Below are 16,532 nucleotides of genomic sequence, written 5' to 3' on the forward strand. Positions count from 1 at the left end.
CCGCGCCACCTTCGCCTTGCCGAACGCTCCGTACGACCGGACCTGGCCCAGCGATGCTCGCCCCCTGCCGCCGCAACGGGTTGATCCGTAATAGTCCCTCTCCCTCTGCTGCTGGTCGCCTGCCGCAACCCTGACGCGCTGATGAATCCTGTGGCTAGCTGGGCTGCTGATGCGTCAGCAAGGTGGGCCGCTGCACCGAGACGGACTCGATGGTGACATCCGCACCCGCGACCCGAAGACCCAACTCACCGAACGCCCGTGTGAGCGAATCCTCCAAGGTCGCATCAGCCAGCCCGACCACGACATCGCGGAGCAAGACCTCCAACTGTCCCTGCAACGGCCCGGGTAGCAACGGTATCTCCGCACGGCGAACCAGATCGCCCAGTGCAGCGCCAACGGCCGGGACCAGATCATCGCTGACGGCCGGTGCCGACAGCGTCTGCGGATAGGTCACACCAGGGCCGCCGAAGGTCAGTGGCTCGGTATGCGTTGAATCGACCGAGACCACGGTCCCACCAAGGGATTGCACCCCGCCGAGCAAGGCCGGTAGGTTCAGGCTGACATCACGAAGTTCAACTGCCGCCAGCGTTGACACGGTCTCCACATCGACCTCGTGGTACGGCCGGGCCGTGGTGGCACAACGGATGTCGGTGACCGCCGCGGACGCGCGCGCCAGCGCCGCATGCAACTTCAGATCCAGCAGCGCATTGCCAGGCGTGGTCCCCAGCAGCGAGATGTCGGCATCCAGGGTGACCTGCGCCGTGCTGGCACGCGTCAGCGGCTCGCCTTCCTCGGAGAACAAGTCGCCACCGACCGTCACCGCCCCCGGATCGATCACGCGAATCCGCGGGACAACGGTCGCAACACCCGGCAGCCCGAGGATGGGCGCAAGGTCAATCGGGATGTTGCTGTTCGCCACCAACACAGCCGTCTCGACAATATTGCCCACGTTTAAGAACAGTGCATCGTCGATCGCATTCGGGTCACCGACAATGTCGAAGACCTCGGCCGGCACGACAGTAAGTGCCGGATCCAGTCCGGTGACGATATCGCTGAGAACCCGATCCACCATGGCCGGCAGCTCGCCAGCCACCGTCTGGTACACCGCGTTGACAAAGTCGCCCAGCAAGAACTCCACGTTGGACGTCAGGATGTCCTCACCATCCAGCAGGGTCGTTCCGTTGCGCACCAGCTGGCCGACCTGTACCTGGGTGTCGAACAACCCCTGGTAGCCTGCAACGCTGAGTTCGGCTCGGGTGCCACCACCAAGAAAACTCGCATACAGAAAACGGCCGACCGTGGACTCCTCCCCACTGTCCGCCTGGAACACGTAGCTGCCGACACGCGGGGTCACAGCCGGACCGGCCACCGCACTGGCCGAGGCCACGACACGGGCCCCCGACGGTTCGCCGAAGGCCTGGGTCAGAAAGCCTGGCTGCGGACGGCTCATCGTCACCCGGACCGCGGGCGTTCGATCGCTCCGACGCGGCGAAGTCACGCTGCGCAGCCCGCCTTCCCGGGTCAGCTCGCCGATGACGACTTCGCCATCTTGCAGCCAATTCACGGCCGCGAGGTTCCCGTTGCGGAGAACCGACTGGCGCGCCTGCTCCCGGGCCAGCGCCGCAACATCCTCAAGCCGGCCATCCACACAGCCACCCACGACCATGGCGGCATCCAGGGCGGCCATGTTGGTCATGCGCTGCAAATCACGCTTGGCCAGGTAGAGCTGGGCGGCATGGAACACCAGACTGAACGCCGATACAGCCGCCACAATGGCAAGCGCTGCAAACACCGCTGCAGCGCCACGCTGACGCTGCCAGCTCATCACGACCCGCCACTCTCCGCAGCGAACTGTTCCCGCGGAAACTGCAAGGGGATGGGATGCGTGTAGCTGTCGAGATAACGCTGATAAACGCGATCGGCCACTTCGCCCTCCATGGGACGCTCGGCCTGGGTTGCCTGACGACCTGACGTTTGGAGATCAAGCCAGGCGCGGGTGGCCTCGCCCGACGCCGGCGCCGGGGGCTGTGCATAGGCGCTCGTCGCTGCCATGAGCAACGTCGCCATCCAGAAACCTCGAACAGTGTTCATGCTGTCCTCCCGCCTACTGTCCATTCGCGTCATGCGCCTGATCGAGCGCAAGCTCCTCGGCCTGACGCCGCAGTTGCGCGAGGCTCGTGTCCGACAAGCCTCCGTTGTGCCCCAGTGTCGCGGCCCGGGCGTGATCACCCCGCAAATGGTGGAGCAACACCAAGTTGCGCAACGGACGGTCATCGCCCGGCGCCAATTCAAGCGCCGTCGACAACTCGCGCAGGGCCTTATCATATTGACCCATGAGCATCATCGCATAACCGAGGTCATTGCGGGCGGCAGCGTGCGTCGGCCTGAGAAACACCGCACGTTGCAGATAGGAGATGGCCGCCGTGAGGTGACGGCTCGCCAGCAACAGGCCCATGCCGTGCGCTGCCTCGGCCGCGTACGGTCCGTTCAGTAGCGATTGATAGCCCGCTTGGGCCGCCTCGAACTCCCCGAGATGGCGCATGCAATCCGCACGTAGCAGGCGGATTTCGGGCGTCTCTCCATGCTCGAGCGCCAATGCGTCGACATGTGCGCGAGCCGCAAAGTACTTGCGCTGCGCAATCATCTGCCGGACCAGCTCAGTATGGACCTGTTCGGTGTCGTCCTGATTCGCGACCCGCACGGCCTCGTCAGGTGTTTTGGGAGTCGACTGACAACCGACAAGACAGGCCAGGCCCAGCAAGACAAGCCCGGTACGGCTCATTGCGCAGCCCCCAGCACATGGAAGATGGACACAAACGGTGGGCCCGCGACGAAGATCAACAAGGCCGGGAGAAAAAACAGGACCATCACCACCGTCATGCGGCCGGACAGCCTGTTGACGGCCTCGCGCATCTCGAACACGCGTCGCTCTTCCATTACCGCCAGCGCCTCGGACAATGGCTCGCGTAGCTCGCCGCCATAGCGATCGGCTTGCCGGAGAACCGACAAGACGGTTTCGAGCTCACCCACCTCCATGGTAGCGCCCAGCTGTTTGAGAATCTGTGCCGTGTCTCCGCCCGCCTCGATCTGTCGAAGGACAATCGCCATCTCCTCATTCAACACCGGCAAGACGCCTTGTGCCTCACGAATCAGGCTTTGCAGCGCCTGGCGGGTCGACAGTCCGGCTTCGAACAGCAGCATGAGCAGGTGAATAAACATCGGCACCTCGTGCCGCATGCGGCGACGCCGGCGTTCGGCCCGACGCTTGAGCAGATACTTGGGCAGCAGCAAAGCGATCGCCACCGCAGCAAACAAGGCCATCGCGAATTCACCCAGTGACCAGCCGCTCGCCCCACTGGCCCAGGCCACGATGACACCGGCGCCCGCTGCCAGCGGCAGGCCAGCCTGCGTGGCGTAGAAGAGCACCCGGGACTGGGGGCGTCGCCAGCCTGCCTGCACGAATAGCCGCGCCGTTTCTTCCTGGGTGTCCATCCACTGCTCGACCCGGCGCCCGCCCCTGGCCAACTGCGACAGCAAAACGCCCTGCCCGGCCTCACCATCATCGGCGGGCGCCAGACCGGTGACCCGTGACTCCAGCCGCTGCATGCGCCGCCCCGAGATCGCGCTCAGCAGAAGCAAGCCGGCGCCAAGCATCAAGCCGACCACCGCAATCATGACCAGCGTCGGGAACATCAATCCGCCCCCCAGGATGAGCGGACCATGGAGTAGATGATGGCAATGCCCGATGCCTGAAGCAGCACCGAGGCGAGCAGCATGAGCCGCGTCCCGAAGCCGGACCACATCTCAGCGTAGTAGTCAGGATTCTGGGTCCAGACGTAGAGGGTCAGTCCCACGGTGATCACCACCAACGCCGTGGCCGACAGACGCGTTTCGGCGGTCAAGGCCCGCAGCTCGCGGGCCGCGGAGTCCCTGCTGCGAATGGCATGCACCAGGCTCTTGACGATACGACGCAGACTGCCGCCATATTGACGATTCACACTGGCTGCCATGGCCAGGACGTGGAGATCGGTTAATTCGTGGATGTCTGCCTGACGGGCCAGCGCTTCCTCCACGGGGGCGCCAAGACGAACCTGTCGGCTAATGGTCAGAAAAACCTCGCGCACGGGATTACGCGCATCCCGTGCCGATTCGGCCAATGCATCCTCCAGGGAGTTGCCAGCGGACAAGGCCCGGAGAATCTGATCCAGAAAATCAGGCAGCTGTTCCATGATGTCGTTGCGTCGAGCCGCAGCGCGACGACCCAGGTACAAATGCAACAGCAGCCCGGCGATCATCAGCACCAACAGCATCATCGAAACGCCGAAAAGCAGCGCGATTAACAGGGCGGACAACGGTAAGCCGATCCAGACCAGACGCAGCCGCGCAGGATCCAACTGGACGCCAGCCCGCCAGAACTGATGCAGCACCCAGCGCGATAGCGGGTTTCGAATGTCGCTCGTGCGCAGTCGCAGACGCCGTGCCTCAGCGGGCGCGGCGCCCATGGCACGCAGCCGCAACAAGACGTCCTCTCGCTCTTGTCGCTGGCTTGCGGCAGCGTACAGCCACAGGGCTGCGGCAACGCAGACGATCGCAAACACCAATCCGACGATGAGACCGATCACGCGGACTGCCCACGCAAATCGATGTGCGCCGCCGCGGCGGCATCGAACCGAAACACATCGGCCAGCTCCACGTGGCCGTCCTGGATGCCTCGAATTTCGGTGATGGACATCAGGCGCCGGGCGCCATCAGGTAGGCGAGAAACATGCACCATCAAGTCAATGGCGCTAACCACTTGTCCGCGCAGCGTCACTTCGGTTCCGGTAAACCCTGCGAAACCTGCCAGCAGCTCCAAGCGGTGGATAGCATCGGCACAACTGTTGGCATGCAAGGTGGTCATGGAGCCGTCATGCCCGGTGTTCATGGCCTGCAGCATGTCGAGCACCTCGTCCCCGCGCACCTCGCCAACAATGATTCGGTCCGGTCGCATTCGCAGCGCGTTGCGGACCAGATCGCGCGTGGTGACGGCCCGTTCACCCTCCAGGTTGGGCGGTCGTGATTCCAGACGCACGGTATGCGCATGGTCTAGGCGCAGCTCGGCGGCGTCCTCAATGGTCACGACACGCTCTGCATCGGGAATCCAGCCCGACAGCAGATTCAACAACGTGGTCTTACCCGACCCTGTGCCACCCACGACCAGCAAATTCGCGCGGTTTTGCACGCGCATCTGCAGGTAGTCCAGCACCGGCTCGCTGACGGTGCCGTTGGCCAGCAGCTCCGTGCTGGTCAGCGGTCGCTTGCGAAATTTTCGGATCGAGACGCAGGGCCCGTTGAGCGCGATCGGAGGAATGATGGCGTTCACACGCGAGCCATCCGGCAAGCGCGCATCCACCATCGGCGTGGATTCGTCGACCCGCCGCCCCAACGGCGCGAGGATGCGCTGAATCACGCGCACCACATGGGCATCGTCCATGAACCGGACCGGCACCTCGGCCAGACGGCCCGCCCGCTCAACAAAGACCTGAGCGGGGCCATTGACCACGATGTCATCTACGGCGTCATCGTCGACCAGCTCCTGGATCGGCCCGTAGCCGATGAGTTCGTGGCGCGCGTCGCGAGACAGTATCTCCACCTCGCGTTGATTGACCGGCAGCTTCTGGTCGAGCACGTAGCGCCTGACCTGATCGAGGCAGAGCTGCTGCACCTGCTGTGCAGTCAATCGGTCCACATCCAGATTGCGCTCGTCGATCAGCCCGATCAAATGGCGGTGAATCGCCGACTTCAGCGTCTGGTACTGCTCGCTGAGGCGGAAACGCTGGTCGTCCTGCGCACTCATGAGAGCCCTTAGCTGGTGAAGAGTCGCGAAACCCAGCTGTCTCCGGACGCCGGCTGCAACTCACCCGCTTCACCGGATCGGTCCAGACGATCGGCAAGATCGACCACGCTCCGTGCGTAGGGATCTCGCGGCGCGACCGTAAACAGGGGTTCACCCGCATTCATGGCATGGATGCGCTGGGTGGGTTGCCCGCCCAGGGTGCCGTAGATCGGCAGATCCAGCAGCTCGGACAGGTTTTCGGCGGTCAGCCCCAGACGCGCACGGTAGTTTTCGATGAGCAGTCCAGCGCGATCCAGCGCGCACTCCTCGACGCGCAGGCGTTGCAACAGCGTCTTGTTCTGGCGACTCCGCAGAATGGACTGATCCGACAGCAGCAAGGTACGCGTCGACTGGCTCACCAATGTACCCAATACCGGTACCGAGGTATGGGCATCGGCCGCCAGCACGATGGCGCCAAAATGCGCGCGCAAGGTCTCGACGAGCGCGACCACATTCTGCTGATCCAGCTCTGGGAAACCCAGTGTCTCCTCGCTGAGCGACAGCACGAACAGGCCTGACTCATGCCGCGCGAAGGCCGTGTCGATCAAGGTCTGATCGCAGCGATAAACATCATGCAGCGCATCAACCAACGTGTAGGTTTGATTGACGTTGAAATACACCAACGAGGCACCGACTGGACTGGCCATGTCGATTAGCAACACCCGTTCGCTGGGCCCGCTGCGTTCGGCCAGGGCCAGCGCGAGGTGTCCGCCAAGAAACGCCAATCCGTCGCTCGGCGACGCGCTGAGCAGCGTGTAGAGACGTGCATGATCCTGCCCGCGGGTCGTCGAGCTGGCCCGGCGCAAAACCTTGCCCACCAATCCGGCCAGGTTGTCGTTGTCTTTGTTGAGTACGAAATAATCGCGTGCCCCGGCGCGCACCGCACTCAGCACGGCCTCCGAGGATGAATCAAGCCCCACTGCGAACACGGGCAATTCCGGCTGGCGGGCCAGCAGGTGATCCACCGTCTGGGCACCACTGGAAGGGTTCTCCGGGTCGATCTCCACAAAAGCAAGACCGATATGCCCCACTTCGGGCAGCGAGGTTAGATCGCGGACCAGGTGCACCTCGACCCCGCCGCCCAGCGATTCAGTCAACCAGTGGGCGTAAACCGGATCGGCCGCAACAAGTATGGCTTGCGTCTTCATGAGCGGGCCTACTCCGAGAATCCGCTGCCGGTATCGAACCGCCCGTTCTCAAACAGCAGCAACTCTCCGAAACCCGGGCGATAACCGTCGAGTTCCGCGCCAGGCAACGGCGGAGTTTGCGCGCCGGCGGACAACGGACGAACGATCGTCGGGGTGACGACCATGATCAGCTCCCGCTCGTCTCGCGTGTACTGACTGCTTCGGAAGAAAGCGCCAAGAATCGGGACGTCCCCCAGGAAGGGAATTTTGTCGACACTGGACTGCAGGCGGTTGCTGATCAAGCCGCTGATCACGAAGCTCTCGCCATCGCCCAGTTCAATGGTGGTATCCGTGCGACGCACAGCCAGCCCCGGGACGGCAACACCACCGGACTGGAATCCGGAGTTGAAATCCAATTCGCTGACTTCCGGCGCCACCTTCAGTGCAATCCGGTCCGCTGACAATACGGTGGGACTCATGGTCAACCGGACGCCAAATTCCTTGAACTCGACGGATACCGCATTGCTATTGCCCTGGACCACGGGGATTGGAAATTCGCCACCGGCCAAGAAACTGGCCTGCTGACCACTGGCCGCCACCAGGCTGGGTTCGGCCAGCGTCCGAGCCAGCCCTCTGCGTTCGAGCAGGCTGATGACACCCAATACGCTGTTGGTCGCGTCACCGATCGCCAGCTGAAACGCATCCTGAACCGCCCGAAATCCGGAGCCCGACGCCAGGTCAAAGCTCCCCAGCTCCTGATTCTGCGCGATACCCGACAAGGCGCCCGGTGGCGACACCGTGACCGTGGTGTTCAGCGAGTTCTTGATGAAGTTGAACCCAAACTGCTCCAGCGTGGTGCGGCTGACTTCGACGATCTTGATCGCGGCATGCACCTGGGTATCCACGGCGACGGTGGACGCATCGACCGCTTCGGCCGCGTCGCCTTCCGCACTCTGGGCGCGCGCCCTGCGATGGGCCCCCAGGCTGGGCACCTGCCCCGCCACCCCCTGACCCGGCACAACGCGCGCCTGCGCGAGATCCGGATCCTCAGGTAGTTCACCCGCAGGATTCGGGGGTTGGCCCACCATCACCCGATACTCTTGCGGCGCACCTGCATTGCGCCCCCAGATCAACAGACTGGTAATCCCCATCGCCTTGCCGGTCACCAGCACTTCGCGGCGATTGATCACATTGACGTCGGCCACGCTGGGATCGCCAACAGCCACGCGTTCGATATCTGCCGACTGGCGTAGCAATTCATGGGTCCCTTTGTCGACCTGCAAGACTTGGCTGTCTGGCAGGTACGCGACCGCCAGTCCCGCCGTCAGACTGAAGATGACCGCCAAGACCAGTCGCCCCATGCTCAGACCCCTGTGCATCATCATGGCCGCACCGACTCCAGTTCGTTGGCTCGGTAGACATAAACCGGTGGTCGCACCCTTCTCTCCGTGGCGGGCGTTTTCTTGTCGATACCAATCAGCTCCTCTCGGGTGATCACATCGGCGGTTTGATCTGCAACGGCCTTCACCGCGTCAGGTGCCAGCGGCAGTCCGGTGGTCTGGCCACCCTCATCTGTCGCCGCCTGACCGTGCAAGGCCAAGCGCAGTTCGCCCAGATTGGCGCCGAGCATCACACGCGTCACGTCGGCCTCCGGCACGGCGACTACCGCGGTACGGATGCGCTGGCGCCGCGTACTGCTACTCTCATCCACGCCTTCGGGTCGGTCAATCACGCGCTCTTCATAGCCCAATACCAACGCGCTCCTGAGCAAATACCGCGCCTGGGCGTCCTGTGTCCCGCTGCCTCGCAGGAACACCAGCACATCCACGGTATCGCCTGGGCGCACGAAGCCCCCGACTGCGACGACCTCATCAATCTGCAGTGACATGGCCTTGCTGCCGGCGGGAATAATGCGGGCCAGCACGTTGGCGTCACGGAAGTATCGCGGAGTGACGGGCGCACCCGCGTCGATATCCACGAGCGGTACGCGCCCGACGACATCATCGACATTGGCAAAGTAATGTGCGGGGGCAATCGTAACCGGCGTCAGCGCGACGTCATCACGCCGGATCTGGACATTGGCCGCCAGCGGCTGCAACGCCACCACAACCAGCGTGGTGGGGGCGACCTCTTCCTGCTCAGACGCTTCCGGCAAAGGCTGGGGCGTGCGGGCGTACTCCACGCTGATGCGATAGGCCACAAGCCCCGCCAAGCCGGCGATCACCAGCATGACGATGGCCAGGATCTTCATCGCTGAGCTGCTCAAGCTGAACTCCCCACTCGTTTCATCTCGCTATTCATAGCCGGCCTGGCGGTGTCCGCACCCAGGACTGTTTTCGTCACCCACCCTCAGATTCGGCACGGGTGGCATCGACCAGCGCAGAGGCCTCGGCTCTCAGCACATCCGGCATCGGTGGAGCCTGCCCAACCAATGGGAGCGGTATGGACGGAAACAAATCGCCCACCACGAATTCTAGCCGTACGCGGACAAACCGCTGCTCCCCACTTGGAACCAGGTCGACATCCACCAGTTCTCCATTCGAGCCAACCACCAACTCTCGCTGGTCGTTTGGCAGCCACTGTAGCAGGCTCGACGCGGTTTGTTGCGCACGCTGGCGGACCTGGTCAACGTAATTCTGATTATCGAATGGGTCGACGGCCACGGCTGACTCCGCAGCCTCCTGCGCGACAAAGGCCAACGACTCTTTCAGCAAGAAGATGTAGGCATAAACCAGAATGCCGTACATCAACAGGAATAGCAGCGGGAATACGAACGCAAACTCCAGCGCGGTGGCGCCGCGTTGACGCGGTCGGGCGGGGCTGAAGCGGCCGATGGTCAAAACCCTTGTCCTCCAACCCACCAGGGGCCAGTGAATATCCATGCCAGCACACTGGCGGACAATGCCGGCAGCATGGGAATACGCCGATGACGCTGTTCGGCCCGTCGCCGCTGCAAGCATGCGGCGACCGCCAGCATGAGTGATGCAATCGCGAACACTTCCAGCCAAACCAGCGCCCCGAACGACCAGCCGACAATGGCATAGGCCTTCACGTCAGCGCCACCAATCCAGCCTCGGCTCCACACGCCCAGGTGCAGCACCAGCGCCAGCAGCAAGCCCGTCAGGCTGAGAAACACAGCCCACGCCCATCCATCATGGAGTGCGAAGGGCGTCAGTATGGCCAGTGGCAACGCGACCAGCCACCAGCGGTTATTCACGCGACGATGGCGCCAGTCGATCCAAGCAATGAGTATTGCCCAGCCGGCCCAAGCCAAGGCGAGCAGCGTGCCGGACACCAGCGGACAGCGTTAGCTGCCGGAGGAACAACCGCCGTCGACCACCTCGTCGCAGGCCTCCTTGAACAAGGCCTCTAGGCCTTCGCCCAGCGACCCAAGAATGACGATGAGAGCCACCGCAATCAGTCCGATGACCAATCCGTATTCAACCGCACTGGCCGCCTCGTCATCACGCCAGAGTTTGTAGAGAGTCAAGACGTAACTGAGCATTGCGGGGTTCCTTTCTCGTACACGCGAGAATCATTTTTTGTAACGGTATTGTTAACACCGCGCCGGTTGGCCGCAACAACGGTGAGCCGGCTGGCTGCCACCGCTTGTCGGTGATCACTCATGGCAGAAAGGGAAGCACCGGATGAGTCATTGGATTGTCGGGGATCTGCAGGGTTGCTACGACGATTTCATGCGCCTGCTGGAACACATCCAATTTGATCCAGCCAGCGACCGACTTTGGATTGCAGGTGACCTCGTGAATCGGGGCCCCGACTCGCTGCAAACCCTGCGGGCGGTCTACAACCTACGGGCGCAAGTCGACTGCGTCCTGGGCAATCACGACCTGCACTTGCTGGCGCAAGCCTTCGGCGTTGCGCCCAAAGCCCAGCCCGACCTGGTTCCGATTCTGGAGGCGGCCGATGGCGACGCGCTACTGCAATGGCTGGCGAGTCGACCGCTCGCCATTCACCTCCCCGCCTTTAACACCCTGATCGTGCATGCCGGTGTGTACCGGGACTGGTCGGTGGACGAAGTGCTCGCCCATGCCCGAACAGTGCAGTCGCAATTGCTGGGGGAGGGCCGCTCAGCGTTTCTCTCCGCCATGTACGGCAACGAACCAGACCACTGGGACCCGGCGCATCAAGAGGCGGACAGACTGAGGCTCATCGTGAATTGTCTGACGCGCATGCGCTTCTGTCGCCCCGACGGGCGCCTGGACCTGTCCGCCAAGGGACAGCCCGGCACAGACCAGTCTGCCGTTCCATGGTTTGCTGTGGCGGGACGTCGCAGCCGTGACACCCAAATCGTGTTCGGCCATTGGTCAACCCTAGGCACGGTCCGCTGGCCGGAGCACAACGTCGTTGGCCTGGATACCGGCTGCGTCTGGGGCGGCTCGCTCACAGCACTGCGCCTGGAAGACGGTCACCTGGCCTCGGTGTCCTGTCCTTTGCACCGACAACCGGGCGACTAGAACCAACAACGCCCGGACGAGCCGGGCGTTGTTGGTCTAACGGCAAGCGCTAGTGACTGGTAAGCCCCGTCTTGGCCGCGCTCTCCTTGGTGACAAGGAAATGGGCTAGCGCAGGCATCACCAGAATGGCCCCGAACATGTTCGCGGTGAACATGAAGACCAGCAGAATGCCCATATCGGCCTGGAACTGCAGGGCGGAGAATAGCCAGGTCCCCACGCCCAGCCCCAGCGCGACACCGGTAAACACCACGGCCTTACCGGTCTGTGACAGCGTCCGGTAGAACGACTCTTCCAGCGTCATACCGCGATTCACGCCATCGGCGAGCTGACTGTAGACATAAATCCCGTAGTCCACGCCAATCCCCACGGCCAGCGCGACCACCGGCAGCGTCGCCACCTTCAGACCGATACCCAGCTGCGCCATCACGGCATAGGCCATCACCGAGACGAGCGACAGCGGCAGCACGACACAAAGCACGCCGGAGATCGATCGGAACGACAGCCACAGGAAGGTCACGACCACGACGTACACCCAGAACACCACCTGGATTTCCTGGGCTTCGACCACCTCATTGGTGGCAGCCATCACACCGACGTTCCCGGACGCCAGCGCAAAGTTCACCGGACAGAACTGCTCCATCGCGGCGAACTCGTCCTCGACTTCCCCGTAGCGCGTGTTCAGCGCTTCCAGTTCCTCGGCGCGCGTGGCGTTGGGCTCCGCGGTCTGCAATGCGGCGAGATTGTCGCGTTCCATGCGCATACGGCCCAACTGATCACGCTTGGCGCTTTTCTCGGCACAGTACTCGCGCGTGACCTCGGGATGCTCCTCGTAGAAAGCCTCCCGATTGGCCTCGTTAAACGCTTTGACCGCATCGGTGATGGTATGGATCGTCGTCGCCTTGTGATCCTTGGTGAAGATCAGCACCGGCATGGCCGAGCAATCCGGGTTCAGCAGGCCCGACGAGGTATCCACCGGCGTGATCGCCTGCACGATGACATAGCGGTTGCGAGGCAAGACCCGCCAGGCCAATGAGCCTTCATTCCAGCCCGCGTTGATGATTTTGGCGACCTGCGGCAGCGAGATAACCGACTGGACCTCATCCGTGAGATTGCTCATCTCCCAGGCGAACCGGTCGATGGTTTCCATCTGCTCGTAGCGAATACAGGCTTCGGGGGCCGTTTCGGCAATGACTTTGAGGATATCCACGCCGATGGAGAAATTATCGACGATCGCCCGTGAATCCTGGTTATAGCGCGAATCCGGCCGCAACTCCGGCACGCCAGCCTGCGAATCACCCACCAGCAGGTCGTCGTACTTCCAGATCGACCACCCCAGCAGGATTGAGCAGATCAGCAGGGTCACGATCGCCGGGGTACGGCGTGTGTTCTTGGCAATCAGGCGCCATAGGCCATCGCCAAACCGATCACGAACGGCCTGCTTGCGCTTGAACTCCTCGACGTTCCCGATTTTGATCCAGGTCAGCCAGATCGGCATCATCACCTTGTTGGTCACGATGATCGCGGCCACACCAAAGGCGGCGTTGAGCGACATCTCACGAATAATGTCGATCGGAATCAGGTAGATCGTTGCAAAGCCCGCCACATCGGTGATCAGGGCGGTGGTGCCAGGAATCGCAAGGCGCCGGAAGGTCTGCAGCGATGCATCAAAGCTGTCACGTCCGTTATGCGCGACCTCTGCCACCCAGGCGTTGGCGTACTGCACACCATGCGAGACCGACACCGACAACACCAGGAACGGCACGAGAATCGCAAACGGGTCCAATCCGTAGCCGAATAGTCTGAGCAGACCGAACTCCCAGATCACGGCCACGATAGAACAGACCAAGGGCAGGACCGCCAGCTTGAACGAGCCGGTGTAGAACCACAGCAGCACCAGCGTCATCAGCAATGTCAGCAGGAAGAAGCCCACCACTTCCAGCGTTGCATCGGTGACATCGCCCACCACCTTGGCGAAACCGATGATGTGGATCTTGATGTTCTCGGTTTCGTAGGTTTTACGGATCTCTTCAAGCTGGTGCGACACCTTGCGGTAGTCGAGCTTCTCGCCGGTAATCGGGTCGAACTCGAGCAGCTCGGCATTGACCATCGCCCCGGTCTGATCCTGCGTCACCAGACGTCCGATAATGCCGGCCTTGCCGACATTGGTCTTGATCAGGTCGAACATCTCCTCATTGGGCTGGTATTCGGCCGGGATGACGTTGCCACCCGCGAATCCGCCCTCGACCACCTCGGTGTAACGCACATCCGGCGTGAACAGCGAGGACACACGAGAGCGATCCACCCCCGGGATGAAGAAGACCTCATCGGTCACCTTGCGCAGCGTATCGAGGAACTCTTCGTTGTAGAGCTCCCCCTCTTCCTGGATGAGCGCCACCTTGATGAGGTTGCCGCCTCCGAAGGCGGATTGGTACTGCTTCAGCACCTTCATGTACGGATGTTGAAGCGGGATCGACTTCTCGAAACCGGCGTCTGGCTTGATCAGCGCCGCCTGATAACCGAAGAAAGCCGTGAGCAGCACCAGCACCAACATGCCGAGGCCGCGACGAGCGTAGACGAGGGGTTCAACGACTCGAAGAATGTCGTCGGTAGTGATCATTCGCATGGGGAATTCCTTTAGGGCGCGCCGATTGGCCGTCGTCGACTAGCGAAGCTCGATGATGTGACTGCCGCGGTCACCCACGGCCAGAAGACGCCCGTTATTCACGAGCACGCTGTTGAGGCTGACACCCACGCCGTTAGGCAGGCGCTCCATGGCACGGCCGTTGTTGACGGTTTTCAGCACCGTGCCATTCAAACCGACGATGACCGCACCGCCGCCTGGCAGGGCAGCGCCGCCCAGCAGGGTCTGACCGGTCCCTGTCTCGACCTGGGTCCAGACAATGTCCTCAGCCGAGGTCGTCCAGTACGCATTGCCGCGTAGACCGATGATCATAAAGCCGGCATCACCGAAGGGAACGGCATCGAAGTACGAGCCCGCATAGGGCGACGGCGCCGAGGTCCAGGTTTCACCCGCGTCACTGGATACGGCGACCGTACCGCTTTCGCCAACGATGACCAGATGACCATTATCGAGACGGGTGATGGCGTTGAAATGCCACTCGTCTTCGCGCACCGGTGTCTCGTGTTCTGTCCAGGTCTGCCCCCCATCCGAGGTTTCGTAAAAGAGGCTGTAGGCGCCGATGGCAAACCCGCGCTGCGGCGTCAGGAACAGCACGTCGAGAAACGGGCGCTCCAACTCAGGTTCAAAGTTTTGCAAGGACCAAGTCTGCCCGCCGTCGTCGGTATGCACGATGACGGCATCGTGGCCAACGGCCCAGCCATGCTCGTCATCCGCAAAGGTGACGGCGGTTAGCGTTGCCCGTGTCGGCACCTCGGCCTGCACCCAGTCATGGCCATCCAAAGAGGCCAGCACATGGCCACGTTCCCCGACGGCGACAAACCGGGGGCCCGCGTTAACGGCATCGAGCAACAGGCTTTCCGAGGCCAGCGGCATCATCTGCGCCGGGTGATTGTCAATCTCAGCGGCGTTGGCCAGCCCGGTTGCGGCCAAGACGGCCGCCAGGGCAACGGTGCATCGCACCATAGTGTGTCTCCTTTGTCCGCGTGTGCGCCGCACTGCGCCCACGATCCTGCAAACCGAGCTAAGTGTTAACGACGTGCGAGCTTCTTGACGTTGGACGGGTTGAAGTAGGTTTCCCAGTCCACGTCGATCGAATAAGTCTCGTCGTCTTCGTTGTTCATTGCCTGCACCAGATACCGATTCGCAAGCAGGTCGTAAACCGATTCAAGCACCGGTGCCAAGTACGGCACATCGTAGGCCATTGCGGTATGGCTTTCCTGAACACGCCACAGCTCATCACGCTTGTCGTAGATATCCACCGCAACAATCTGCCACGAGTCTTCGTCCACGTAGAACGTGCGCCGCTTGTAGATGTGGCTGGTACCGGCCTTAAGCGTGGCATCGACAATCCAGACGCGGTGCAACTCGTAGCGCGTCAAATCCTGATCGATATGCCCACGCTGGATGATGTCATCGTAGTCGTACTCGTCCGAATGAATCTTGTAGCTATTGTAGGGCGCGTAGATTTCAGTCTTGCCCACCAGCTTCCAGTCGTAACGATCCATGGCACCGTTGAAGGTGTCCGTCTGGTCGTTGGTTCTCAGGCCGTCAGAGCCAGTGCCGGGATTGTCGTAAGCCACGTTGGGCGCACGTCGCAAACGACGCTGGCCCGGGTTGTACAACCAGGCAGCACGCGGCTCCCTAAGCTGGTCCATGGTTTCGTGCACCAGCAGGATCTGACCGGCCAGACGCGGCGGCTCGGTCGTCACCTGGAGGAAATACAACAACACGTTATCCAGATCTTCCGGCTCGATACCGGGCTGGCTGTACCGGAAGGTCACATCCTCACGGAGCTTGACGAGGTTATACGCACCACTGGATGTCACGGCCGCCTGATTGTTCCACCGGCGCACGGAAAAGTCGCGATAGCGCGTCTTGTGGTTCCAGATGACCTCATGGCCGTTCTTGGGAATCGGAAACGGCACGCCGGTCACAGCGCCGGTCACCGTATCGCCACCGCCGCTTAACTCCGCGTTGAGCGCGTTTTCCTTGGTGGCGTCGTAGATGAACTGCGGATTGGCGAAGGTCCGCCGGGTTTCGTACACCGGCATGACATAGGTTTCCGGGTAACGCTCGAACAGGGCGAGCTGGCCCACCGTCAGCTTGTCTCGGTACTCGTCGAGGTTGTCGGCGGTGATGACGAACTGCGGCTTGTCGTCAGGGAACGGGTCGGTGTATCGACGACCCGCCCCCTTGTATGACCGTGGAGCTTCCTGGAGCCCGCCCTCCCAAGGCGGCAAACCCAGGGCCTCATCGCCCGCCTGGACGGCACCGACCGGTGTCAGCGACTTGCTAAGCTCGTCGGCTTCTTCCTGGGAGACGCCGGCAGTCGCCGCCCCTACGCTAAGGCCACCCATGGCCAAGCCTGCGATCCAGTGACGCATGCAATCTCCCCTTATCGCGCCCGCGGCGCT

Annotated in this window: 16 protein-coding genes; 1 reads left to right on the forward strand and 15 read right to left on the reverse strand. The window is 62.3% G+C overall.

The features are described from left to right. Positions 1 to 154 precede the first annotated feature (154 nt). From DEH80_RS00420 to DEH80_RS00475, 12 genes are all read right to left on the reverse strand, one after another. Complete coding sequence (locus DEH80_RS00420; protein ID WP_109718496.1) at positions 155 to 1,825, reverse strand: TadG family pilus assembly protein; 1,671 nt, start codon at positions 1,823 to 1,825, stop codon at positions 155 to 157. Then, on the reverse strand, positions 1,825 to 2,091 hold the full coding sequence (locus DEH80_RS17260) for a DUF3613 domain-containing protein (RefSeq protein ID WP_165831196.1): 267 nt from the start codon (positions 2,089 to 2,091) through the stop codon (positions 1,825 to 1,827). The genes DEH80_RS00420 and DEH80_RS17260 overlap by 1 nt, the downstream gene beginning before the upstream one ends. A 13-nt stretch (positions 2,092 to 2,104) precedes the next feature. Next, a complete protein-coding gene (locus DEH80_RS00430; protein WP_109718498.1) occupies positions 2,105 to 2,782 on the reverse strand; it encodes a tetratricopeptide repeat protein in 678 nt (225 codons plus the stop codon). Beyond that, positions 2,779 to 3,693, reverse strand: a complete 915-nt coding sequence (locus DEH80_RS00435; protein WP_109718499.1) for a type II secretion system F family protein — start codon at positions 3,691 to 3,693, stop codon at positions 2,779 to 2,781. Before DEH80_RS00435 ends, DEH80_RS00430 begins: the two co-directional genes overlap by 4 nt. Next, complete coding sequence (locus DEH80_RS00440) at positions 3,693 to 4,622, reverse strand: type II secretion system F family protein (RefSeq protein WP_109718500.1); 930 nt, start codon at positions 4,620 to 4,622, stop codon at positions 3,693 to 3,695. The genes DEH80_RS00435 and DEH80_RS00440 overlap by 1 nt, the downstream gene beginning before the upstream one ends. Then, positions 4,619 to 5,836: a TadA family conjugal transfer-associated ATPase gene (locus tag DEH80_RS00445; protein ID WP_109718501.1), complete on the reverse strand. Its 1,218-nt coding sequence runs from the start codon at positions 5,834 to 5,836 to the stop codon at positions 4,619 to 4,621. Before DEH80_RS00445 ends, DEH80_RS00440 begins: the two co-directional genes overlap by 4 nt. An 8-nt stretch (positions 5,837 to 5,844) precedes the next feature. After that, the gene (locus DEH80_RS00450; protein WP_109718502.1) at positions 5,845 to 7,023 is read right to left on the reverse strand and encodes a CpaE/TadZ family protein; all 1,179 of its coding nucleotides are present in this window, start codon (positions 7,021 to 7,023) and stop codon (positions 5,845 to 5,847) included. An 8-nt stretch (positions 7,024 to 7,031) separates the two neighbouring features. Further along, entirely contained in the window at positions 7,032 to 8,387 is a 1,356-nt protein-coding gene (locus tag DEH80_RS00455) for a type II and III secretion system protein family protein (protein ID WP_109718503.1), read from the reverse strand. Beyond that, positions 8,384 to 9,268, reverse strand: coding sequence for a Flp pilus assembly protein CpaB (cpaB, locus tag DEH80_RS00460; protein WP_133249064.1), 885 nt, complete (start codon positions 9,266 to 9,268; stop codon positions 8,384 to 8,386). The genes DEH80_RS00455 and cpaB overlap by 4 nt, the downstream gene beginning before the upstream one ends. A gap of 73 nt (positions 9,269 to 9,341) precedes the next feature. Then, a complete protein-coding gene (locus DEH80_RS00465; protein WP_165831197.1) occupies positions 9,342 to 9,842 on the reverse strand; it encodes a TadE/TadG family type IV pilus assembly protein in 501 nt (166 codons plus the stop codon). Further along, on the reverse strand, positions 9,839 to 10,297 hold the full coding sequence (locus DEH80_RS00470; protein ID WP_165831198.1) for a prepilin peptidase: 459 nt from the start codon (positions 10,295 to 10,297) through the stop codon (positions 9,839 to 9,841). The genes DEH80_RS00465 and DEH80_RS00470 overlap by 4 nt, the downstream gene beginning before the upstream one ends. A 12-nt stretch (positions 10,298 to 10,309) precedes the next feature. Further along, a complete protein-coding gene (locus DEH80_RS00475) occupies positions 10,310 to 10,507 on the reverse strand; it encodes a Flp family type IVb pilin (protein WP_109718507.1) in 198 nt (65 codons plus the stop codon). 142 nt (positions 10,508 to 10,649) lie between these two features. Here DEH80_RS00475 and DEH80_RS00480 point away from each other — a divergent pair, with 142 nt between their 5' ends. After that, positions 10,650 to 11,477 carry a symmetrical bis(5'-nucleosyl)-tetraphosphatase gene (locus tag DEH80_RS00480; protein WP_109718508.1) on the forward strand — a complete coding sequence of 276 codons (828 nt, stop codon included), beginning with the start codon at positions 10,650 to 10,652 and terminating at the stop codon, positions 11,475 to 11,477. Between the two features lie 49 nt (positions 11,478 to 11,526). On the opposite strand, the gene DEH80_RS00485 is transcribed toward DEH80_RS00480, so the two are convergent. The 3 genes from DEH80_RS00485 to DEH80_RS00495 form a co-directional block, all read right to left on the reverse strand. Next, positions 11,527 to 14,100 (reverse strand): efflux RND transporter permease subunit, encoded by a 2,574-nt coding sequence (locus DEH80_RS00485; protein ID WP_109718509.1) that lies wholly within the window; start codon positions 14,098 to 14,100, stop codon positions 11,527 to 11,529. A gap of 39 nt (positions 14,101 to 14,139) precedes the next feature. Next, complete coding sequence (locus DEH80_RS00490) at positions 14,140 to 15,081, reverse strand: WD40/YVTN/BNR-like repeat-containing protein (protein ID WP_109718510.1); 942 nt, start codon at positions 15,079 to 15,081, stop codon at positions 14,140 to 14,142. 65 nt (positions 15,082 to 15,146) lie between these two features. Next, positions 15,147 to 16,502, reverse strand: coding sequence for a DUF1329 domain-containing protein (locus DEH80_RS00495; protein WP_109718511.1), 1,356 nt, complete (start codon positions 16,500 to 16,502; stop codon positions 15,147 to 15,149). Between the last annotated feature and the right edge of the window lie 30 nt (positions 16,503 to 16,532).

It is taken from the genome of Abyssibacter profundi (assembly GCF_003151135.1).
Classification (GTDB): domain Bacteria; phylum Pseudomonadota; class Gammaproteobacteria; order Nevskiales; family OUC007; genus Abyssibacter; species Abyssibacter profundi.